The sequence below is a fragment of the Desmonostoc muscorum LEGE 12446 genome, from assembly GCF_015207005.2.
GTDB lineage: Bacteria > Cyanobacteriota > Cyanobacteriia > Cyanobacteriales > Nostocaceae > Nostoc > Nostoc muscorum.
On sequence record NZ_JADEXS020000001.1, the window covers coordinates 6,505,517 to 6,529,082 of the forward strand.

Consider the following 23,566-nt stretch of genomic DNA (forward strand, 5'->3'; position numbering starts at 1 on the left):
TGGGTAGAGTATTCTGACTCCTGAATTCTGACTCCTGACTCCTGTTTATAAATCAACTCAAAGTAATAAAATGACTAGCGTTTAAATTGGATGCCGTAATTCCAGTTAACAAACCAATACTGAGGTTACCAGAAATAACCTTAATTAACGCATCATTCCCGCTTTGAGTAATAGACAAACCTGAGTAGCTTAAACCACCTGATAAAGCAATCAAATCTTCACTGATATTGAAGTCTTTGATAGTATCTCTACCTTCATTTTTAGCAAGCACAAAGATATCACTACCTGCACCTCCTGTAAGATTATCAGTACCCAAACCGCCGTAAAGTTGATCGTTTCCTAGCCCGCCAACAATCACATCATTACCAGCAAAGCCAAAAATCAGATCGTCTGAGCTAGTTCCCTGCAAAGGGTTATCATTATTGGCTGAACCAGTAATGATGCTATTAATTTGATTGCCACTTTTAATGTTAACCACATCAACATCATCAGCGTTGAAATTATTATATTTGGTATCAATACTAACTGCTTTGGCAGTAATGATTTGGTAAAGAATATTGTCATCTGCAACACCATCATCAACACCTGTCACCGTGATGATTTGAGGCGTATTCCAGTTAGCTGGGGTAAATGTGACGCTAGAAACTGAAACAGTACCTTCACTAACCTTGGAACTGGTTAAATTTAACGTGACATCAGCAGTGGGTTGGGTATCGAGTTGAATACTGAAGTTAGCAGTGCCACCAGCTTCGGTAGTTACGAGTGCAGTGGTAGGAGAGATAGTAATACCCGCTATGTCGTTGTCAGTAATAGTACCACTAGCTTGGTTATCAGTAATGGAAGCATTAGTGGGATTAGTGAGATTGACAAAAAAGGGCTCACTAGATTCATCAACAAAATCTTCGAGAATCGGTATCGTGATTGTTTGAGTGGTAACTCCAGGGTTAAAAGTCAGGGTTCCTGTGAGTGGGGTGTAATCAAGGTTGGCGATCGCAGTATCATTACTAGTGTTGTAATCGACTGTGATGACATCACTACTTGCGTTGGAGAGTTGGACGGTAAAAGAGAGATTACCAATGCTTTCGCTACCACTTTTATTGGCGATGGAGATAGTGGGTGGGTTGTCATCGTTAACTATGGTAACTGTAGCTGGGTCGGTAACAGGAGCTAACTGGTTCGGGTGACTCAGCGTCAGATTAATGGTTTCATTAACTTCAGTGACCTTTTCACCCAGAACATTAAATGTAATAGCCTTTGTTGTTTCTCCAGCAGCAAAGATTACAGATCCCGATACAGCACTTGTTACACCTGCAACCTTAATAGTGTTGTAATCAGTGCCAAAAGTTGCCGTGCCATCCAGAACATAATGTACAGTACTGGCAATGCTAGTATCGCCACTACGGCTAACGGTGAAAGTAACAATTTGGCTACCACTATTACCTTCAGTCACATTTGGGGTCGCAGTTGAAATGGCGTAATCGATATTAGCGGGAGGAACAAAGTTAGTATCCCCTATGTGATTTAAGGGCTGACCAGCAAAATTTTCAGGTGATGTGTTAGTAAGAGTACCTAATATCAAATTCGGTGGTGTGCCAGTAACTATACTTGCTACCCAATCCAAGGCTGTTGAACCTGTGGTATTACCTGAACGTCCTACATATCCTGCTACAAATGAGGTATCAACAACTGTGGCATTAGCTGTAACCAAACCGCCAGTAGAACCTTTTCTAAATACAATTGAGCCGTATGCTATGTCTGTAGCTCCCCCATCTAAAGCCGAAACTGAATCCAGGACAATCCAATTTGAGTAAGTAGCACCATCAGCAATACCATCGTTATTCGAGTCAATATCATTGCTAAGAGTAGGAGGTACAGTAGTACTTTGAATCAATAAGAAACTAACAGACCCACTTTCGATGTCGGTTGAACCAGTATGACCGATTGAACTTGAAGCCCCGCTCCCCCATCCAGTTCCACTTCCATTATTAGTTACGACATTTGCACCAGAGTTGGGTACATAAGTACTGCCCTTTTGCAGAAGAACCAGCAACCCATTGCTGCCAAACTGCTTACCAGACAAATTAAAAATATTTTGAACAGCGCCAGGGTTACTAGCCGAATCACCCTCAATTCCAACTAAAAAAGTTCCAGCTGCTAGAGTTGCACCAGGAGTACCACGCAGTTCAATATATTCTTTCGGGCTATCTGTACCTGGTGGATCAAACAGAATTTCGTTAATGAGTATCGGCTGAGGGGGAACAGGTTCATAGGGTTCATCGGGATTGTTAAATAGCAGCGAAACATTTCTAGATTCGCTGTTTGCCACCGCCAAGTCAGATTTACCGTCTTTGTTGAAGTCGCCCACAGTGAGAGAATAGGGTTTTGTGCCCACATTAAAGTTAGTGGCATCTCCAAAGCCACCAGTGCCATTTCCCAGCAGCACTGAAACTGTGCCAGAGTCTGCATTTGCCACTGCTAGGTCAGAGTTACCATCTTGGTTGAAGTCAATCACTGTGACGGATACGGGATTTAACCCCACATTAAAATGAGTAGCAATTCCAAAGCCACCAGCGCCATCTCCTAGCAGCACCGAGACATTGTTAGATAGCGAATTCACCACCGCCAAATCCAATTTGTTGTCTTTATTGAAGTCGTCTACGACCACAAAGTTAGGATTTGTTCCTACCTCAAATGAGGTAGCTGAGTTAAAAGTGCCATCACCCTTTCCCAACAGGATTGAGACGTTATTGAAGTAAGAGCTCGTCACCGCTAGATCAGATTTTCCATCTTTGTTGAAGTCGCCCACTGTGACGGAAGTAGGACGGCTGGGAACTTTAAAGTCTTTGGCAGTTGCAAAGCCCCCAATACCATTTCCCAACAGCACTGAAACATTTTGCAAGGCATTATTCGCCGTTACTAGATCAGATTTTCCATCTTTGTTGAAGTCGCCCACTGCAACAGATATGGGAGATGATCCTGACGCCAGAGCAAAATTTACAGCAGGTGCAAAGCCACCAGTGGCCTTAGTGTCTCCAAACAGCACTGAAATGTTATTTGAGGAATTGTTTGCCGTTACCAGATCCAATTTGCCGTCTTTGTCGAAGTCGGCTACAGCAACGGAATAAGGACTTACCCCCACACTAAAGCTGGTGGCAGGCTTAAAAGTGCCATCACCCTTTCCCAAAAGCACTGAAACGCTGTTGGAGGACTTGTTTGCCGTTACCAGATCGATATTACCGTCCTTGTCAAAGTCGTCGGTAACGATGGAATAGGGTCTTAATCCTACAAGAGGTGCAATGGAAATCCTGGCAGTCTCAGTAGCACTACTGTAGGCGGTAGTGCCACCACCAACGCCGGGATCTACGTGACTAGTGCCACTGGCCTTGCCGTCTGAGGTATCCCAAGCGCGAAAAGTAATTGCAGCCATTCCGTTGTACCCAGCGTTGGGGACAAAACGGATTTTTTCTGTATCTCTGAGCAATGTAGCAGAAGTCTGGGATACAGCGAAACTAATCCAGTTGCTACCGCCATCTGTGGAGTATTGCCAAGTACCGTTGGTATTATCTACGGCAATGACCGCAATTCCTTCTACTGCACCGGTGTCAGCATCACTGATGGGGTTACCACCTGCACCTGTAGCAAGGATGACAGAAATTAAAGTACCTGAGTTATCAGCATCAATTACATTTTGGGTAATAGCGGCGAGTTTGGGATTACCAGTGTTGTTGAGTGTTGGCGCTGTGTTGGAGGCTAAAATTGAGGTGTAAGCGTTAGTTACCTCTGGTGTCAAGGCTAAATCTGACTCAATTTCTCCAATCTTCACTTCTAAATCCCAGTCACCCCCCAATTCGGGATTTCCTGTGATGTCATCAGAAGCTGCCACATCTGCGCCTGTAATTTCGCTCAGACGCTGTACAAAAACTCGATCAAAAGATGCCACGTTGCAACCGTAAAGCAGAATGTCGGCATCCTCAGTTAAATAATTTCTCCACTGCTGCAATTGATTAGTGTAGGAGTTCAAATTGTTGACATTGAGTAGGGTTGTTCCTAATTGCAAACTTCCGCTACTGCCGTGGGAGATAATTTGAACTGATGCGAAGTTGCCATCTTGCAAAGCTTGAGTGATTTGTTCTACTCCATCTGTGGTGGAGTCAAGGATTACTACACTAGTGCCTGGTTGGATACCAGCAATCAAGCTTTCGTAGTCAATAACTGCTTGATCAATAAAAATAATATTCTGATTTGGCATTTCTAATTCCTCAGTAAAATTAATTTGTGTTTTAAAAGTTTTGTTTTCTGGCAGTTGCGCTCTGATTATTAGAGGGTGTTTGAAAAGCTATATTTATTACCGAAAGTGTCTAATACCCCCCCTTACCCCCCCTTGTAAATGGGGGGAATAATCTCTTAAAGCCCCCCTTTATAAGGGGGGTTGGGGGGGTAATGTCAGAATTTAATGTGTTATACGACACTTTTCAAACATCCTCTTAGACCTGGCTTGAAAATACGGAGTAGGGAGTGGGGAGTAGGGATTAGTCGGGCAGCACTAAATATCCGCTTCCTTACCTAAATTGAATCGGTAATTATAACGTTTGTTTTGAGGGCAAAAAGGAATATGATAAGTAAGTACAAAATTACGCTAAAAATCCTATATTTTCTACTGTATTATTACTGCGATCGCTCAAATATCCTAAAAATTAAATTTGAGAGTTGAGTTATAAACTTAAATACTTTTAATTTCCATATCTAAATTAGTCAACGTCTTGTCGGATAAACTTTCTAGCAGTAAAATTCCTACAGTTATAGCAGTTGCCAGCTAGGTTAGGACATAAACTGATAATAAAACCCAGACACCAAAAGACTTTCAAGCCTATTGTCTGTTGCCTATTGCCGGTTCCCTACCATAACATTTGTAAAAGCTAATTATGTAATTTTATTAATATAAAAAATTGATAAAGCCAATTGAGCTAAATCAATCGGCTAAAGTTGCTCTATTGGCGTCTTGCTGTACTAGTAAGTAATGAAATTGCTAGCGTTTAAAGTTGATGCCGTAATTCCAGTTAACAAAGCAAGATTTTCGTTACCAGAAGTAACCTTAATCAAGGTATCATTGCCACTCTGAGTAATAGACAAACCTGAGTAGCTTAAACCACCTGATAAAGCAATTAAATCTTCAGTAATATTGAAGTCTTTGATAGTATCTCTACCCTCACCCTTAGCAAGCACAAAGATATCATTGCCTGCGCCCCCTGTGAGATTATCAGTACCCAAACCGCCATAAATCTGATCGTTTCCTCCTCCAGCAACAATAGTGTCATTACCAGCAAAGCCAAAAATCAGATCGTCTGAACTAGTTCCCTGTAAGGAGTTATCATTATTGGATGTACCAGTGATAATGCTATTAACTTGATTACCATTTTTAACGTTGATGACATCAACATCGTCAGGGTTGAGATTGTTATATTTGGCATCACTACTAACTGCTGCACTAGTAATGATTTGGTAAGCAATGTTGTCATCTGCAACACCATCATCAACACCTGTAACTGTGATGATTTGGGGCGTATTCCAGTTAGCTGCGGTAAATGTCACGCTAGAAACTGAAACAGTACCTTCATTCACATTGGAACTACTTAAATTTAAGGTGACATCGGCAGTGGGTTGGCTAGTGAGTTGAATATTGAAGCTATCAGTGCCACCAGCTTCAGTAGTTATGAGTCCCTTGGTGGCAGAGATGTTTAAACCGGCTGTATCGTCGTTAGTAATCTTACCACTAGCTTGATTATCGCTAAAACTGGCATTGGTGGGGTTGGTGAGATTAACAAAAAACTGCTCAGTTGATTCGTCAACGAAATCATTGAGAATCGGTATCGTGATTGTTTGAGTGGTAACTCCAGGGTTGAAAGTGATGGTTCCTGTGAGTGGGGTGTAATCAACGCCAGCGATCGCACTATCATTACTAGTGTTGTAATCAACTGTAATTACGTCACTGCTGGCACTGGAGAGTTTGACGGTAAAAACTAGATTGCCGCTATCTTCCTTGCCGCTTTTATCTACGATGGAGATGGTGGGTTGGATGTCATCGTTAACTATGGTAATTGTAGCTGGAGCGATCGCAACTGTTTGGTTAGGGTAACTCAGCTTCAGATTAATGGTTTCGTCAGCTTCAGTGACCTTTTCACCTACAACATTTAATGTAATATTCTTTGTTGTTTCCCCAGCGGCGAATTTTAAAATCCCAGATGAACTACCTGTGACACCGGCAACTTTAATACTGTTGTAATCACTCTTAAAAGTTGCTGTGCCATCCAGAGCATAATTTACGCTACTAGCAACGCCAGTATCGCCACTACGGGTAACGGTGAAAGTGACAGTTTTGCTACCGCTATTACCTTCAGTTACAGTTGGGGTAGCAGTTGAAATGGCGTAATTGATATTAACAGCAGGAGCAAAGTTAGTGCTTCCAATGTGATTTAGCGGTTGAGTAGCAAAGCTTCCAGGTGATGTGTTAGCAACAGTACCTAATGTCAGATTCGGTGCTGTGCCAGTAATTACACTCGCTACCCAATCCGAGGCGGTTGAACCGATGGTATTCCCTGAACGCCCCACATATCCTGCTATAAATGAGGTGTTAACAACTGTGGCATTAGTTGGAACTGAACCACCAGAACCTTTTTTAAATACAATCGAGCCGTAGGCTTTGTCTGTAGTTCCCCCATCTAAAACAGAAACTGAATCCAGTACAGTCCAATTTGAGTAACTATCGCCATCAGCAATACCATCGTTATTTGAGTCAATATCAGTGGTCAGAATGGGTGCAGTAGTAGCTTGAATCAGAAAAAAACTAACAGACCCACTTTCGATGTCAGTTGTTCCACCAGTGTGACGGATTGAACTTGAGGCTCCATTCCCCCATCCCGCTCCACTTCCAGTATTAGTTATTACATTTGCATCAGGGTTGACTGCATAAGTATTGCCTTTTTGCAGAAGAACCAGCAACCCATTGCTACCAAACTGCTTACCAGACAAATCAAAAATATCCTGAACGATGCCAGGATTAGGGGAGCCGGAATCACCCTCAATGCCAACTAAATAAGTTCCAGGTGCTAGACTCCCACCGGGAGTCCCACGCAGTTCAATATATTCTTTCGGGTTATCTGTACTGGGGGGGTCAAACAGAATTTCGTTAATTAGTGTCGGGATAAAGACATCATCATTAATGATGTCTACTTGGGCTGAACTGGTAGTAATTGTGGAACTTTCCGGCGCAGTTGTGAAATTGGGATTACTTAGAGTAACAATAATGTTTTCATCAAGTTCAACTGTATACTCACCCAAAACATCGACTTTAATCGTCTTTGTCGTTTCTCCGGCTGCAAAGTTTAAAGTCCCCGATGAAGCAGTGCCTCCATTCGTAACCTGAATGTTGTTATAATCACTATTCAAAACTGCTGTACCGCTAAAGGCATAATCCACTGTACTCGCCACGCCAATACCACCACTGCGGGTGACGGTAAAGGTAACAGATTGAGTGCCGCTATTACCTTCAGTTAAAGTTGGGGTGGTGGTGGAAATTGCGTATTGAATCGCATCGTTAGCAGCAATATTTAGAGTAGTTTCAGTGATTGTCCCAGCAACAGCCCCCGTCAGTGTGCCGAAGTTAAGTACAACCGTTTCGGTATTCTCAGGTAAATCGTCTGGTTGAATGGTGAAAGTTACTAGTTGAGTTAAATTTGAACCTGCTGCCCCAGCACTAAAAGTAAGACTAGCGGGTGAAAATGTATAATCGTTGCCACTGCTAGCAGTGCTACTGTTGTTAATGACAATGGGAACTGTGACATCAGTATCGGGAGTCACGTCTAAAGTAACGGTAATAGTTACCTCAGTAGCAGTACTACCTTCTGTAGTGTTGTAGGTAGCAGCACCAAAGTTAACTTTTGGGGGTGCAGTAGTATTCAGTGGCACTGAAACGTTATTGGAGCCTGAATTAGCCACTACTAAGTCCAAGTCGTTGTCTTTGTCAAAGTCTCCCACTGCTACAGAAACAGGATTGCTTCCCACCCCAAAATTACTGGTAGTACCAAAATCACCACTGCCATTGCCCAAGAGTACTGAAACGTTATTAGAGCCTGAATTAGCCACCGCTAAGTCCAAGTCGTTGTCTTTGTCGAAGTCCCCCACTATCACCGAAGTAGGATTGCTTCCCACGGCAAAATTGCTAGCTGTCCCAAAGCTACCAGCCCCATTGCCTAACAACACAGAAACTGTGTCGGAGCCATAGTTAGCCACTGCTAAGTCAGAGTTGCCGTCTTTGTTAAAGTCCCCAACTGTGATGGAATAAGGGTTGTTTCCCACGTCAAAATTGCTAGCAGCCGCAAAGCTACCAGCCCCATTGCCTAACAACACAGAAACTGTGTCGGAGCCATAGTTAGCCACTGCTAAATCAGAGTTGCCGTCTTTGTTGAAATCCCCCACTGTGACAGAATAAGGATTGTTTCCCACGATGAAACTAGCGGAAACTGTAAAACCACCACTGCCATTGCCCAACAACACTGAAACTCTATCGGAGCCAGAGTTAGCCACTGCTAAGTCATGGTTGTGGTCTTTATTGAAGTCCCCCACTGTCACAGAATAAGGGTTTTTTCCCAGATTAAAATTTTTGGCAGCCCCAAAACCACCATTACCATCACCCAACAATACTGAAACTGCATCGGAGCCATAGTTAACCACTGCCAAGTCGGAGTTACCGTCATTATTGAAGTCTCCGACTGTTACGGAAGCGGGACTACTTCCAACACTAAAGCTTGTGGCAGATCCAAAACCACCATTGCCATCACCCAACAACACTGAAACTTTGTCGGAGTCATAGTTAGCCACTGCTAAGTCGGAGTTTCCATCATTATTGAAGTCCCCCACTGTCACGGAACGGGCATTACTTCCCACATCAAAGTTGCTGGCAGGTGCAAATGATAAGGGTAAAATTGAGCGGTAAGCCTTGGTTACCTCTGGTGTCAAGGCTAAATGTGACTCAATCGAGCCAACCTTCACTTCTAAATCCCAGTCGCCTCCCAACTCGGCATTACCTGTGATGTCATCAGAAGCTGCCACATCTGCGCCTGTGATTTGGCTCAACTCTTGCACAAAAATTTGATCAAAAGATGCCACGTTGCAACCATAAAGCAGAATGTCGGCATCCCCAGTTAAATAATTTTTCCACTGTTGCAACTGATTGCTGTAGGAGTTCAAATTGTTGGCATTGAGTTGGGTTGTTCCTAGTTGCAAACTTCCGTTACTGCCGTGGGAGATAATCTGAACTGATTGGTATTTGCCACCCTGCAAAGCTTGAGTGATTTGCTCTACCCCATCTTTGTTCGAGTCAAGGATTACTACACTAGTCCCTGGTTGAATGCCAGCAATCAAGCTTTCGTAGTCTATGACTGCTTGATCGATAAATACAATATTCTGATTTGGCATTTGCAATTCCTGTGTAAAATTAGGCTGGGATTTAGAAATTTATTTTTCCGACAGTTGACCCTGATTATTGGCCAATCAAACTGGGCAACTCGTGATTGTTGACATAAATCTAAAGTGTTATTTACACACAGCTATAGCGTTTCTCCACAAGCGTGAGGTACACCTGTAAGGGCACGGCAGTACCGTGCCCCTACAACTTGCGATATGATGTTGTACTGCATCTGGGGAAACACTATAAACAGAAAGCGCATGTCTAAACATTCGCTTCCGTATCTAAATGAAATCGGTAATTATAGCCTTTTTTATTGAGGTGAAAGAGAAAAAATAATCTGATAAGTAAGTACAAAATTATGCTAAAAGCATCACAATTACTACAGTATTATTACTGTAATAACTAAGATTTGCTCAAAATGGTATTAATGTATTAAAAGTAAAAGGCTTGGCTGTCATCATTTCTGATTGTGGCAATGCCTCGATTATCTGCGATCGCCACATTCGTCGTGACTGACCAATCTCAAGACACAATTTAGATGTTTTCACTGTTTTATTAATAATTCTGGCGCTACCAATCCTTTTTGGATAGCTAAGACTGCGGCTTGAGTGCGATCGCGTACTTCTAGTTTCTGCAATATTGCATGGACATGAACCCGCACTGTACCAGGGGCTATGTAGAGAATTTCAGCAATTTCTTGATTGCTTTTGCCAGCTGCTACTAGTGCTAAAATTTCTTGTTCGCGTTTTGTTAAGGGATTTTCTAAGGTTTCGTCAGTTTTTGTGGCTGGAACCGTCATAGAATTACCCTCAAAAGCTGCCCTAATTTCTGTTGTTGCCGTTTGATCCCACCAAGAAGCCCCTGCTGCAACCGATCGCACTGCTAATATCAGAGACTCAGCGGCAATACCTTTGAGGCAGTAACCCTGTGCCCCAGCAGCAATTAACCGTGAAATCAGAGGTTTTTCGGAACGAGACGTTAAAACGAGAATTGGTAAAGTTGGGTGCTTCTGCTTGATTTGACGGCAAGCCTCAATCCCGCCAATTCCGGGTAGACCGATATCCAGCAAAACCAAATCCAAAGGATAACGATTGGCTAATTCTACAGCTTGTTCTCCATCTTCTGCCTCTGCAACAATTTCCAAACTAGTCTCTTGTTGCAACCGCATCCGCAGACCAAGCCGAAATAATTCATCATCTTCAACGAGTAAGATTTTAGTCATTGGTCATGGGGCATGGGGGCATGGGGCATTGGGCATTGGGCAAACAGGAAGTGTGGGGAGTGTGGGGAGTGTGGGGGGAAAGATTTCTTCCCCATCGTCCCACACCGGACACACCTCCCTCATCTCCCTCATCTCCCTCATCTCCCTCATCTCCCTCAACTCCCCGGTGGTGGACAAGCAGGAAGTCGGAAACCAAACACAGCGCCTCGTGGTGAACGATTCTCTGCCCAAATTGTACCTCCATGAGCTGTAATTATTTGCCTGGTTAAATAAAGTCCTAGTCCCGATCCTGAAACATGGCGATCGCTATGTCCTTGATAAAACCTCTCAAATAAGTGGGGTAACTCTTCTTCGGTAAAGCCTGAACCAGTATCAAGTATTTTTACAACTTGCTCGCTAGAGTAACTTTCAAGTACTACTTCCACTTTACCGCCACGGGGAGTATGGTTAATGCCATTACTCAAAAGATTGGTGAAAACTCGCCCCAGTTGCAATGAATCACCATTTACCCAAAGAAAGCTGCGAAAATCGGATTCGCCATAATGCAGAGAAATATAAACCTGACGTGTTTTTGCTAGTTCCATCAGGGTGGCTATTACCTCTTCTGCCACAGTTGCTAAGTTAATAGGCGATCTCTGTAGTTTCAGCCCTTCGGCATCATTGCGGTAGACATCTAAAAGAGTTTGGACTAATTGCAGTGTACTGCGATGACTACGAGCCATTGTTTGCAAAACTTTTGCTTGCATGGGCGTGACTTGACCAAATTGCTCATTTTGAAAATATTGCAGGGTTTCAATTGCTCCAAGTAGGGGAGTTTTCAAGTCATGAGTCAGGGTAGAAATAAAATCTTCACGCATTCCAGCTAGTTGTTCTTGAGAGCGTAATTTTGCTTGAGTATGAGCGATCGCTTCTTCATTACGGCGGTTACGTTCGCTTAAAGTCGCAGTTACCACTAACGCCAATACTGCAATTAATCTATTTGCCAAGGTTGGAAGATTAATTATTTCTCTTCCTGGGATAAACAAATTTAATAATGTTAATCCTGTAGCGGCAAGAGTGACCCCGAATACTGCTCGCCGATTCAATCGAGAATCTGCTAATAAAATGGTCGCTGTGTAGAGGTAGCCAAATACGTACTCAGGCGGTGTCATGTATTCTAAGACTATCACTATGATAAAGGCGATCGTTATTAGCAAATATGTCTCACCACGCTCTCTCAGTGCTTTTTTGATAGCCAATAATTGACTTAACATAGTGATTATTTATCGTCCCTAATACTAAAAATCGGGTACAAATTATATTATTTTGGATTTTATATTGGCAAGAGCGTTTTTAATCTGGGTTTTGTGAATTCATCACTCGCAATCATTCTTTTAATTAGTATAGTAATCCGCTTTGATTTTTTAATTTATTTGTGTCGTGCGTGATAGACATTAAGTATGGATAGGGAATCAGTCTTTTGGAGTTGCACCTAGCTTACAAAAATCAAATATAAATCCTATACATTCTCTGTTTTAGTTCAAAATTCAATAATCAGAAGTCAGAATTAAAAAATAATCCAAGATGTTGAGTATATTAAATAATCAGAATAAATTATGATTATTTAATTATTCTGACTCCTGAATTTTTAATTCTGAATTCTGACTCTTTTAAGGTAGTTATGTTTCCACGCTGAAAAACCTGTAAACATAGCTACCTTGTGTCTTCAATATAACTGTCTTTCTGTTAGTGAAGACTTGTGTAAAATGTTAACCTTCAGACTCTTCAGAGATAGACTCAGATTCGGTTTCAACTTCTGTTTCAACTTTGACTGGAGGTTTGACAGGTTTTGGGCCACGCAATAGTGCAGGATTTACAGGTTGTTTGTTTTCATCTGCAAACGATCCTTTTTTTCCTTTACCAGAGGAGCGATTACGATCTGGTTTTGAGCTTTTGGGGTTGGATTCAACAGGAGGTTTGGAATCCAAATTTTCCAAATTATTGTCAGTACTTGGTTGAGACTGACGTTCTGATTTTTTGATTGGGCGTTCTACCATTGTTTATTTTGATAAATTTACCGAAGAAGAATTCAGAATTCAGGAGCCAGAATTCAGCTTGGGAATTCTGTGCGACTTGATAGAATTCATCAACTACTTGAAAAAGCATTCACAACAAATCAGCAATTAATTTACCAAATGTAGTAATGAGTGCGTTATCAATAGCGTAACGTAATCTATTACCACTACTCAACAAAATTAGGTCGTGCCTGTTGCGTTGATTTCAATTTTGACTCTAAAAGTGCCCAATTTTCTTGCTCAATTAAGTTAGTCAACTCATCGAGATTGTGGCGATACTGTTGCAGCGATCGCAGCAATGCTTGACGATTATACCGCGCCATCATAATCCCCAACTCTGGATTTCCACCACCCACACGGCTGGTATCCCGAAAACCTGAACTAGCAAGCTTTTGGGCTAGTTGCAAAACCTCTGGATCAGTTTCACTCAAACAAGCAGCAATCAACGAAGAACTGACCATCACGGGTAAATGAGAAATCCAACTCACAGCCTGGTCATGTTGTTCTGGTTGACAATGATAGATATTCGCCCCTAGCGATCGCACAATTTCTTCAACAATTGTAATTGCAGTAGTCGGTGTTGTGGTCAGGGGTGTGAGTACATAAGGTTTATCGACAAATAAATGCCGTTGTGCAGCTTCTATGCCACTGTCTGCTGTTCCCGCCATTGGATGACCACCGATAAAATTATCCCAAAGGGGAGAAATAGCTTCGACTATTTGTACTTTCGCCGAACCCACGTCAGTCACAACTGTAGTGGGAGACAAATAAGGGATTAATTGTGTAAATTGGGGCACAATAAGTGCTAAAGGTGTGCAAATAAATACAACTTCTGCGGTTGCCAGTAGGCTCAAATCAACTGATGCGCTATCGACACTACCAAGGGCAACTGCCTTTTGGCAGGTAGATTCACGGCGACTAACTCCTAAGATATGATGTCCTTGCGATCGCAAATCAAAACCCAAAGACCCGCCAATCAGTCCCAGTCCTAAAATCCCAATATTCATTCTTTAAATTTTGACATTTCATTTTTTACACTATATAAACTTGGCATCCCAGAGGTAGCATTGATGACTGTAGAGGAATTGCTGGAACAATACGCGGCAGGAGTCTTAAACTTTAGTGGTATTGAACTGTCTGAAGCTAATCTCAGTGGGGCTAAGCTCAGTGGCGTAAATCTGAGCGATGCTAATTTAAGTGTAGTTAACTTGAGTGGTGCCAATCTCAATGAAGCTAACTTGAGCAATGCCAAGTTGAATGTAGCAAGATTGAGTGGTGTAAATCTATGCAGCGCTGTCCTGAATAACGCCAGTCTCAATGTAGCTAATTTGATTCGGGCTGATCTCAGTCGCGCTCAACTCAGGGGAGCTTCCCTCATTCGTGCCGAGTTAATTCGCGCTGACCTCAGTCGTGCTGATTTGTTCGAGGCTAACCTCACCAGCGCCGATTTGCGAGAGGGGACTCTGCGCCAAGCGAATCTCCGTCACGCTAATTTGAGTGAGGCTGTGTTGAGAGGCGCTTCCATGACAGGAGCCAACTTAGAAATGGCTAACTTAAACGCCACTGACCTGAGTCGTTGTGACATCACCGGCGCCAATTTGCGAGATGCTGAACTCAGACAGGCAAACCTCACCCATACTAACCTCAGCGGTGCAGATTTGAGCGGGGCGAATCTCCGATGGGCAGATTTGAGGGGGGCGAATCTCCGGTGGGCAGATTTGAGCGGGGCAAAATTGAGCGGTGCAAATTTAATTGGTGCAGATTTAAGCAATGCCAATTTAACGAATACAAGTTTAGTACATGCGGATTTAACTCAGGCAAAATTAATTAGGGCAGAATGGATTGGTGCTGATTTAACCGGTGCAACTTTAACCGGTGCAAAACTTTATGCCACCTCCAGATTTGGTTTAAAAACCGAAGGTATGACTTGTGAATGGGTTGATCTTAGCCCCACAGGCGATCGCTCAATTATCCAAAAATTCGATTCTGAAGATTCACGAGATTTTTTTAACGAAACACCCCCAACAATTCGTATTATTGTTGATGCAGCCCTAGAACAGGAACCTAACTTTGCCCTTGCTGGTGCCTACTACCAAATTGCTCAAGAATACCGGGGACTAAAACAACCCCCAAGCATAGAAAGTGGCCGTCGCCGCACTATTTTCACCTTCCGTGTAGATAGCGACGAAGCATTATTTCCCACCGCTTATATTGCAATCCTTCCCTTTCTAGATGCGGCATCTACCCAAAAAAATATTTCCCAGATGCTGGAAATGATTAATACTGAAATTGTTGCCAACCCAGATTTAAAATCTTTCAAATCGCCGCAGATGGTAAAACAATTAAATATGTTTTTAGAGCAAGCGATAAGTAAAGCGACAACAATCAAAGGGATGAAAAAAAATCTAGAAGTAGCTGCCAAGTTAAATTTTTGTAAAGCCCCAACCCAAATAATTTTAACAAATTCTAGCGCCCAGACTTTGATTGTGTATGACAATCCCAACTTTGGTAAAAGATTTATTAATCGGTCTTCTCTCAATGCTTCAGTTTATGATGATAAATCTAGTGAATCAACAAAATATATATTACCTTCTTTAAATATGGTTATAGATTTTGTTAAAGGGTTTCACTATATTAGTCATTAATCATTGAGCATAAGACATAGGATATTAAATATTAGTTATTGAACCAGCGATCAATGACTAATGACTAATGACAAAACTTTGGAGGAAAAATGCGCGACTCATTTAATAAAATGATTGGTCGGACTCGGTATGTGGTCTTTCGCCTGTTTCTGCACTTGGGGGGAGGTGAGGTAGCACCTATTTTGGGAGTATTAAATAGTGCTGGTAGGGATGCGATCGATGCCGATGGCGACTTAGAAGTTTTGGGCGAAGCATTGGTAGAACTCTCCCAAACCCTCTTGCAATACGATGATTACTGGCTTTCCGCTGCCAATGAAGGAGATGTATTTTGGAATGAAGGCGAAGCAGGGGATTATGTCAATGAATTGTTTACTGACTCCGCCCAAAGATATCTCAGTGAACCAGATTACAGTTCTACCTCTGGATTTGATGAACCTTTATCTGTACCTGTAACTCGCAACGTTATTGTGATGATTACAGTAGCTTATGAAGGAGAAGTGCCAGATTTGGAAACCGATCTTTCTAGCGCTCAGGCAATCAAGGAAGCATTGAAAGCCTTGATCAATTTGCATTACAGTCATAAACTACGGGCAGTCCAAGTACATTTCTCACCAGCGCAGTTAGGCGATGAACTGACTAGCGATCAACTGTTGGAATATTACCCTGAATTGGTTCCCTTGTAATACAGCAGATTACAAAGAAAGTGAAGTACACAACGTCAGTCTCAAAGCCTGGCATAAAGCCTGTTTTACTTTCCAATTCTGTTAGCGCAGCGGGGCGAACGCGAGTGCGTCTCCAAGAGTTGCCCATTCTGAATTCTGAATTCTGAATTCTGAATTTTCCTCTATGTTGGGTAGTCCGTACTTACTACTCACATCAAGAAATTGTTAAGCTCGGACATAGGACGATAATGCAATGATCATGACCATACTACGTAAATTTACAGTCGTTGTTTTAACACTGAGTTTGTGTTTGACAACTGTAGCTTGTGGAGGCCCAGAGCAAGCTAATCCTCCAGCTAAGAACGTTAGCCAAACCTCGACCACCACCAAATTGAGTGATGGTCAGTATCAAATTCAACAAGTTACTTACGATGATGCAACTGGGCAGTACAGCCTGTTTTTACTAAACAACACACCCCCAACCTTTGCAACTGAAAATTTGCAAATGGCACGGCTAACTGATGACGAAATTAAGCAGGGTAAAAAAACTTATCTGAAGGTAGAAAATGGGCAGCCAAGTTTATATCTCACAGAAGATTTTAAAATTGCCTACGTCCACAACGTCACCGAGAACAAAACTAATCCCCAAACAGGAAAACAAGAAACGGTCGTAGTTCGTCAAGAAAATAGCTTCTGGGCACCCTTTGCCGGGTCTGTGGCTGGTAGCTTAGCAGGTCAAGCCATTGGTAGTCTATTATTTAGACCCCAGTATTATGTACCCCCTGTCTATCAACCAGGAGGAGTGATGAGTGGCTATGGTGGATATGGCAACAGCTATGACCAAGCAGTTCAAAGCTATCGAACTCGCTATAACGAACCACCCGCAGCGGTGAGAAATCGCACTGCTTTCCGCAGTACAGGGACGATTAGAAGGTCATATCCCGGCAGTTCAACTGTACGCAATACGCCACGTACTACTACAGGTAATAGCCGTCCCTCTGGTTCTGGTTTTGGTGGTAGTAACTTGCGACCCTCTGGCAGTTCTAGTACTACCAAACGCAATTCTGGTAGTGGTTTTGGTACTGGCCGACGTTCTTCGGGCAGTCGCTCATTTGGTACGGGTAGACGCCGTTAGGAAGTAGATTCAAATTGAAAAAATGGCAGGGGCGTACAGCTGTACGCCCCTACAGTCGGTTTATTTGTTGCAAGGTATTAGTAGGGACTCACAAGAAAATTTATTGCAACTTTTTAGTCTTGCCACGCCACTAGGAAAATTACTAGCTCCTAACTCTCTATGCCATTACCATCCCACCATCAACATTAAAAACTTGTCCGGTGATGTAGGCGGCGGCGGGGTCGGCGGCTAGGAAGCGCACCATACCAGCGACTTCTTCTGCTTCACCGAAGCGACCAAGTGGGATGAATTTGAGAATATCTTCGGGGTTGTTGAGGTCGCTGGTCATGTCCGTGGCGATGAATCCAGGGGCGACGGCGTTAACGGTGATCCCACGAGACGCAAATTCTTTGGCAACGCTTTTAGTAAAGCCAATTACACCTGCTTTGGCGGCGCTGTAGTTTGCCTGACCTGGGTTGCCCATTTGCCCTGCAACTGAGCTAATGTTGATAATCCGCCCCGATCGCTGTTTGAGCATTATTTTACTGACGGCGCGTGTACATAAGAATACACCAGTTAAATTCAGGTCTATCACGGCTTGCCAATCTTCTGGCTTTAAGCGCAAAAGCAGTGTGTCACGGGTAATACCTGCGTTGTTGACTAAAATATCTACACGCTTAAACTTTTCCATGACGGCGTTAACTAGCGCCTCTACTTGCTCGATTTTAGAAACGTCTGCTTGTAGGGCGATCGCCTGACCTCCCGCTGCTATAATTTCAGCAACAACTGCCTCAGCTGCTGCACTGGAACTGGCATAATTGACAACTGCGATCGCTCCTTGTGTGGCTAATTCAATGGCGATCGCTCGTCCAATTCCCCGCGAAGCACCTGTGACAATTGCGACTTTATCTTTTAATAGTGTCATTTGATGTTCCTCAAACTGAGAATACCGCGCTAATTATCTTATGGTGATTTAGGGAACATCGGAATATTGTTTGGGTAAAATCTTACTATTGCGGCGTCACAATCTTGCTAGCATCATGCAAATTAGATAATTTATAGATAATAAATAAATAAGGTTCTACATCGTTTTTAGCTAGATATAACTCGATTAACTGTCCTTTAAAACTTTCAACTTTAGTAATAATTTGGTGGATACGATTAGCAAAATTTTCCCAATTGCGATCGTTATTATAGCTCCGTAGGTGAGCTTGTCGTAGACATGGCCAGATTGGATAAACTAGTAAGTATTTGACATACTCCCCGCCGTGAACGGTCGGGGATTCTAATTCATGGTTCACAGAAATCCGCTTGCTATATCAAGTAACAATCAATAGTATTGGCGGTCTTCTCCCCATGCTTTCCCTCAATAGAGGCAGATCCCTTTTGCCCAAAGGTACTGTTATTCTGCCACTCAACTCCTAATATCTTCATTCCCTTCTGCAAAATATTGAGAGCCGCATTGGTATCACGGCAGATCAATATTTTGCAATTAGGACATGAATGAGTTCGGGGAAGAAGTGACTTTTTTACTCTATGTCCACAATTACTACAGTCCTGAGATGTATAGTTTGGCGACACTGCCACAACTGCTTTATCCCAGATTTTTCCGTAGTAGTCTAGCCATTGAGTGAACTGATACCAACTAGCGTCAGAAATCGATTTAGCCAAATGGTGATTTTTGACCATGTTCGCAATCTTCAAATCCTCATAAACAATCACATCGTTAGAGTGAACCACGCATCGGGCTTGCTTTATAGCCCAATCTTTACGCTGTCTTTGGATTTTTAGATGAACTCTACCTAATCGTTTTCTGCAAGAGTGATAATTGATTGACTGCGGTTTTCTACCTTTGACAAACTTTTTACTCAACCGCTTCTGCGCTTTTTTAAGTCTGCGCTCTGACTTCCTCAAAAATTGCGGATAAATTACAGCATTATCATTTTGGTCTTTGGTAAAATATTTTAACCCTAAGTCCAATCCAACAACGTTACCAGTGAATTCCCCAACTTCCTTGCGATCAGCATCAAAGCAGAATTGAGCGTGATATCCATCCGCTCTCCTTACTACTCGGACACGATTAATTTTAAGTCGATGAAGGTCTTCTCGTGTGGATGAATTGCAGAATACAGATAAAGAGCCAACTTTAAAGCCATCCGTGAAAGTAATAATTCTGCAATCATCAGATAGTTTCCAGCCTGACACTTTATACTCTACAGAGCGAGAATGCTTTTTAAACTTGGGATAACCTTTCTTTTTCTCCTGCTTTTTACAACGTTTATAGAAACTTGAGATAGCAGTCCATGCTCTTTCGGCACTGGCTTGACGCGCAGCCGAATTTAACTTTAAAGCAAAGTCAAATTCAGTCGCTAAGTCTTTGCACAGCTTATACAAGTCAGCTTTACCAATCCCTTGATTATCCATCCAATAGCGAATCGCTTTATTCCTAATAAATTGGGCAGTGCGAATGGCATCATCAAGAGCTTGATATTGTTCCTTAGTTCCGTTTAGTAGCTTGGCTTCTCTTACTATCATTTCTATATTTTATCATGGAATATTGCAGATAAAAGAATATAATATAATATAAAGCCGTACTAGAAGCACGGGGCTTTAGACCCAACTTTTCGGTAAACATCAGTCTCGTAAACCTCTGTATAATTATTTGGTTGGTCAAGATAGGTTGAAATAGACATTTAATTTCCATACACAAAAGAATATAAAATGTATATTTTCTTAGAATTATTTAATATTTTTCCTGCTGAATTAGTCTATGATTGACTAATCTAATCTTTTCCTCAGAAAAACCCATAAACATATACCGATTTTATTTTCTAAGAATTAATATTGAAACAAACAATTGAAAAGCGGTGTGTATCACATGGCAACTCAAAAACAATTTAACAGCTTTGAAGAGATGCTGTCGGGTTCTGATGTACCTGTACTGGTGGATTTTTACGCTGAATGGTGCGGGCCATGTCAGATGATGGTGCCAATTTTAGAACAAGTGAATGCCCAACTCAACGATCGCCTGCGGATTGTAAAAATCGACACAGAAAAATACACTGAATTGGCTAGCAAGTATCAAATTTATGCCCTACCAACCCTAGTACTATTTAAGAAGGGTGAGCCTGTGGAGCGAATTGAGGGTGTAAGACAAGCAGCGCAGTTGGTGGAACATCTAAAAACAATTATTTAAGTAGATTTGGTGTTAGTTCCCAAAGGCGCGAAACGTCGCGTCTTTTTTAGTCGGTTAGCACTGCTTGCTAGCCTACGAATCCCCGTTTGATTCAACTACTAGCAACGAAAACCTTAAGCAAACATTAAGTATATCTACTTATATGTCTTGAGAAAGTAGTTTAAGAATTAGGAGAGCTATATTGTATAGATATAATAAATTATTTTGACAAGTGAGACAAACTATGGGTAAAAAGCAAGAAATACCCAACAAAGCCTATATTTGGGTGAATATTGATTTTGATAAGGTTAAAAATAGAATAAATGTGGTGACTTCTAAGATTGAGCAAGTTATCCAAAAGTATGAATTTTCAACTAGAGCTAGTGACTCAGGCAAAAGAAACAATTAGGTTGTTTGCGGGGTGATTGCAGTTGATATTTTTGGTTAAGAACGCCTGACATTCAAGCAACACCATTCTTTGCGTTTCCACAGAGTAGCAACCACCCAACCATTTTTTTCTAAAGCGTCAGCAACATCTTTAGATTGTTCGAGTAAAATACCGCTGAAAATAGCCCAAGTGTTAGGCTTAGCGATCGCACTCATTTCTGGAACCAACTCAATTATCACATTAGCCAAAATATTGCAAACAATACCGTCCACTGGCTTTTCCAGCAGTTTTGTCAAAACATCTACGCTTCCCTGTGCAGGTAGTAAATGTTCTGGGCTAATGTCATTCAATGCGGCATTGCTGATAGTTGATTGCACCGCTAAAAGGTCAGTATCCACTGCATAGACTTTCTCTGCTCCCAGTAGCAGCGCTCCAATGGAAAGGATACCAGAACCACAGCCAATATCCGCAATTACCGTATGTTCTTGTTTGCCACCAGTCCCCACAAATGATTGTGGTACTTCACTCAGACGCATTTCCAGAGATTCCAAACATAACTGGGTGGTGGCATGGTTACCCGTACCAAATGCTACACCAGGGTCGAGACGAATTACTAACCGTTCGGTTGTTTCTGGTAATGGTAGCCAAGCAGGGTTAATGAGAAAGCGATCGCCAATTTCTTGGGGTTGCCAATATTGCTTCCAACTAGTCGCCCAATCTTCTTCATCAATCAATTGCCAGCGTAGGGTGGGAGATGAAACTCCAACACAAAGAGCATCTTGACGCAGCCGCAGCGATAGTGCTGCCAAATCTAGTAGTTGTGTTTGAATTGTCGGCAAGTAACCCCTGACTAAAGAGGAATTTCCTTTGCTTTCACTGGCTGTGCCACGACAACCAAAATCTTCCAGTCGCCAAAAGATAGAATCTTCTAGGTCTGGATCGCATAAAATTTGTAGTTCCCACCAGGTGTTTGCCATATAATTTTAGATTTTAGATTTTAGATTTTAGATTGGGGAATTGGTAACGGTTAATGGTCAATGCTAAAAACAATGAGCAATTATCCATTACCAATCCAAAATCCAAAATCCAAAATCCAAAATTAAAGTGTTACTGTGTACGCGTCCCGAATGCCAGGGACTTTAATAATCTCATCTAAAATGCCCTCAGGTAAAGGGTCATCTATGCTGAGAGCCATGACTGCATCACCACGGACGATTTTTCGACCGACTTGCATACTGGCAATGTTCACATTGAAACTGCCAAGCAGCGAACCGAGTTTACCGATAATCCCCGGCATATCACGGTGTAGGGTAAACACCATATATTTACTGGGTGGGACGTTAATGGGGAAACCATCAACGTCGGTGAGATGGATTTCTCGCTCACCCAACAAAGCTCCTGTGACGGAATGAGTACCTAAAGTACCCGTAGCTTCTAGATGCAGTGTGCCAGCATAATCTCTAATGGAAGCATCGCGGGTTTCAATTACCCGAATTCCCCGTTCTTTGGCTTCTATGCTGGCATTTACGTAATTTACGCGTTCGCGCAAGGCTTGGTAAAGCAGTCCTTTGAGGGCAGCTACTACCAAAGGCTGACTTTTGTTAGTGGCGAGTTCCCCTTGCAGTCGAATATTGAGTACTTCCACTCGTCCGCCAGCTAGCTGTCCCACTAGGTTACCTAGAGTTTCTGCTAGTTGCATATAGGGTTTGAGTTCTTCCAACACATCGGGGCCGAGTCCGGGAATGTTGACGGCTGAACGTGCTGGTAGTCCTAAAAGTACATCCCGAATTTGTTCGGCGACATCGATGGCTACATTCACTTGCGCTTCTGCGGTGGATGCTCCCAAGTGGGGGGTGAGGATGACTTCCTTGCCTAGCGATCGCAATTCCGATTCTCCCAGTGGTTCTGACTCGAACACATCCAAGGCTGCACCTGCGATTTTACCAGCTTTGATCGCTGCTGCTAAAGCACTTTCCTCAATGATCCCACCACGAGCGCAGTTAACAATCCGGGCTGTGGGTTTCATCTTTGCCAGGGTTACGGCATTGATTAAGTGGGTGGTTTCTGGGGTTTTAGGGATGTGTAGGGTGATATAGTCTGCTTGCTGGAAGAGTAAATCCAGTTCTACTAACTGACAGCCAATTTGTTCAGCTCGTTCTGTAGAGATAAAGGGGTCATAAGCTAGGAGTTTCATCCCCATCGCCCTGGCGACATTGGCCACATGGGAGCCTATTTTACCCAAGCCGACAATGCCGAGAGTTTTTTTGTAGACTTCCGCGCCGACAAAGCTATTGCGATCCCATGCGCCGCGTTTCACCGAAGCGTTAGCATCGGGGATATGGCGAGACAAAGCTAAAATCATCGCTAAAGCATGTTCAGCAGCAGCGATGGTGTTTCCCTCTGGAGAATTGACTACTACAATTCCTCGGCGTGTGGCGGCGGGAACATCCACATTATCCACACCCACACCAGCGCGACCGATGATTTTTAGCTGGGTACCGGCTTCAATAATTTCTTGAGTGACACGCGTACTAGAACGAATCATTAGCGCGTCGTATTCACCAATAATTTCTCTCAGTTCTGCTGGTTTTAGACCTATTTTGACATCAACGGTAGCAACTTGGGAAAGAATGTCAATTCCAGCTTGGTCAATAGAATCAGAGACAAGAACCTTAGACATGATTACTTTATTTAGAGCTACAGGTTTTGCTGCACAAGACTTTTTAGTTTAGTCTTTATCTGTCGCAATTCAGCAAAAATTATGCGTTTTAATATGAACTTAACCTTGAGTTAGACTGCGTGCTGATGGTATGCGATCGTGAGTTGCTTCTGGTGATGTGTAT

Annotated in this window: 18 protein-coding genes; 5 read left to right on the plus strand and 13 right to left on the minus strand. The window is 42.6% G+C overall.

Annotated features, from left to right (window positions below; translation table 11 throughout):
* Positions 1-52: 52 nt before the first annotated feature.
* The 8 genes from IQ276_RS27200 to IQ276_RS27230 form a co-directional block, all read right to left on the minus strand.
* Entirely contained in the window at positions 53-4,249 is a 4,197-nt protein-coding gene (locus IQ276_RS27200; protein ID WP_193917890.1) for a DUF4347 domain-containing protein, read from the minus strand.
* Between the two features lie 758 nt (positions 4,250-5,007).
* Entirely contained in the window at positions 5,008-9,471 is a 4,464-nt protein-coding gene (locus tag IQ276_RS27205) for a DUF4347 domain-containing protein (RefSeq protein ID WP_193917888.1), read from the minus strand.
* Between the two features lie 405 nt (positions 9,472-9,876).
* Entirely contained in the window at positions 9,877-10,011 is a 135-nt protein-coding gene (locus tag IQ276_RS40355; protein WP_255264352.1) for a hypothetical protein, read from the minus strand.
* Positions 10,008-10,685 carry a response regulator transcription factor gene (locus IQ276_RS27210; protein WP_193917887.1) on the minus strand — a complete coding sequence of 226 codons (678 nt, stop codon included), beginning with the start codon at positions 10,683-10,685 and terminating at the stop codon, positions 10,008-10,010. Before IQ276_RS27210 ends, IQ276_RS40355 begins: the two co-directional genes overlap by 4 nt.
* The gene (locus IQ276_RS27215) at positions 10,678-10,881 is read right to left on the minus strand and encodes a hypothetical protein (RefSeq protein ID WP_235116019.1); all 204 of its coding nucleotides are present in this window, start codon (positions 10,879-10,881) and stop codon (positions 10,678-10,680) included. Before IQ276_RS27215 ends, IQ276_RS27210 begins: the two co-directional genes overlap by 8 nt.
* Positions 10,841-11,938: a sensor histidine kinase gene (locus tag IQ276_RS27220; protein WP_193917551.1), complete on the minus strand. Its 1,098-nt coding sequence runs from the start codon at positions 11,936-11,938 to the stop codon at positions 10,841-10,843. Before IQ276_RS27220 ends, IQ276_RS27215 begins: the two co-directional genes overlap by 41 nt.
* Positions 11,939-12,433: 495 nt before the next feature.
* Positions 12,434-12,721: a hypothetical protein gene (locus IQ276_RS27225; protein ID WP_190877780.1), complete on the minus strand. Its 288-nt coding sequence runs from the start codon at positions 12,719-12,721 to the stop codon at positions 12,434-12,436.
* A 185-nt stretch (positions 12,722-12,906) separates the two neighbouring features.
* Positions 12,907-13,746 carry a prephenate/arogenate dehydrogenase gene (locus tag IQ276_RS27230; RefSeq protein ID WP_190877782.1) on the minus strand — a complete coding sequence of 280 codons (840 nt, stop codon included), beginning with the start codon at positions 13,744-13,746 and terminating at the stop codon, positions 12,907-12,909.
* Between the two features lie 63 nt (positions 13,747-13,809).
* Here IQ276_RS27230 and IQ276_RS27235 point away from each other — a divergent pair, with 63 nt between their 5' ends.
* The 3 genes from IQ276_RS27235 (at position 13,810) to IQ276_RS27245 (ending at position 17,181) form a co-directional block, all read left to right on the plus strand.
* The gene (locus IQ276_RS27235; protein WP_193917553.1) at positions 13,810-15,384 is read left to right on the plus strand and encodes a pentapeptide repeat-containing protein; all 1,575 of its coding nucleotides are present in this window, start codon (positions 13,810-13,812) and stop codon (positions 15,382-15,384) included.
* Between the two features lie 89 nt (positions 15,385-15,473).
* Positions 15,474-16,067, plus strand: a complete 594-nt coding sequence (locus tag IQ276_RS27240; protein WP_193917555.1) for a DUF1517 domain-containing protein — start codon at positions 15,474-15,476, stop codon at positions 16,065-16,067.
* 232 nt (positions 16,068-16,299) lie between these two features.
* Positions 16,300-17,181, plus strand: coding sequence for a hypothetical protein (locus IQ276_RS27245; RefSeq protein WP_193917557.1), 882 nt, complete (start codon positions 16,300-16,302; stop codon positions 17,179-17,181).
* A 157-nt stretch (positions 17,182-17,338) separates the two neighbouring features.
* On the opposite strand, the gene fabG is transcribed toward IQ276_RS27245, so the two are convergent.
* The 3 genes from fabG to IQ276_RS27260 all read right to left on the minus strand — a co-directional run bounded on the left by fabG (position 17,339) and on the right by IQ276_RS27260 (position 19,695).
* Positions 17,339-18,085 (minus strand): 3-oxoacyl-[acyl-carrier-protein] reductase, encoded by a 747-nt coding sequence (gene fabG / locus IQ276_RS27250; RefSeq protein ID WP_190877790.1) that lies wholly within the window; start codon positions 18,083-18,085, stop codon positions 17,339-17,341.
* A gap of 85 nt (positions 18,086-18,170) precedes the next feature.
* Positions 18,171-18,461: a hypothetical protein gene (locus tag IQ276_RS27255; protein ID WP_193917559.1), complete on the minus strand. Its 291-nt coding sequence runs from the start codon at positions 18,459-18,461 to the stop codon at positions 18,171-18,173.
* A 13-nt stretch (positions 18,462-18,474) separates the two neighbouring features.
* Positions 18,475-19,695 (minus strand): RNA-guided endonuclease InsQ/TnpB family protein, encoded by a 1,221-nt coding sequence (locus tag IQ276_RS27260; RefSeq protein ID WP_193917562.1) that lies wholly within the window; start codon positions 19,693-19,695, stop codon positions 18,475-18,477.
* Between the two features lie 343 nt (positions 19,696-20,038).
* Here IQ276_RS27260 and trxA point away from each other — a divergent pair, with 343 nt between their 5' ends.
* Both trxA and IQ276_RS27270 read left to right on the plus strand, forming a co-directional pair.
* Entirely contained in the window at positions 20,039-20,356 is a 318-nt protein-coding gene (gene trxA / locus IQ276_RS27265; RefSeq protein WP_190877792.1) for a thioredoxin, read from the plus strand.
* 223 nt (positions 20,357-20,579) lie between these two features.
* Positions 20,580-20,744, plus strand: coding sequence for a hypothetical protein (locus IQ276_RS27270; protein WP_190877794.1), 165 nt, complete (start codon positions 20,580-20,582; stop codon positions 20,742-20,744).
* 35 nt (positions 20,745-20,779) lie between these two features.
* Here the strand turns inward: IQ276_RS27270 and prmA are convergent, their stop codons facing one another.
* Positions 20,780-21,700 carry a 50S ribosomal protein L11 methyltransferase gene (prmA, locus tag IQ276_RS27275; protein ID WP_193917564.1) on the minus strand — a complete coding sequence of 307 codons (921 nt, stop codon included), beginning with the start codon at positions 21,698-21,700 and terminating at the stop codon, positions 20,780-20,782.
* Between the two features lie 122 nt (positions 21,701-21,822).
* Entirely contained in the window at positions 21,823-23,403 is a 1,581-nt protein-coding gene (serA, locus tag IQ276_RS27280) for a phosphoglycerate dehydrogenase (RefSeq protein ID WP_193917566.1), read from the minus strand.
* Between the last annotated feature and the right edge of the window lie 163 nt (positions 23,404-23,566).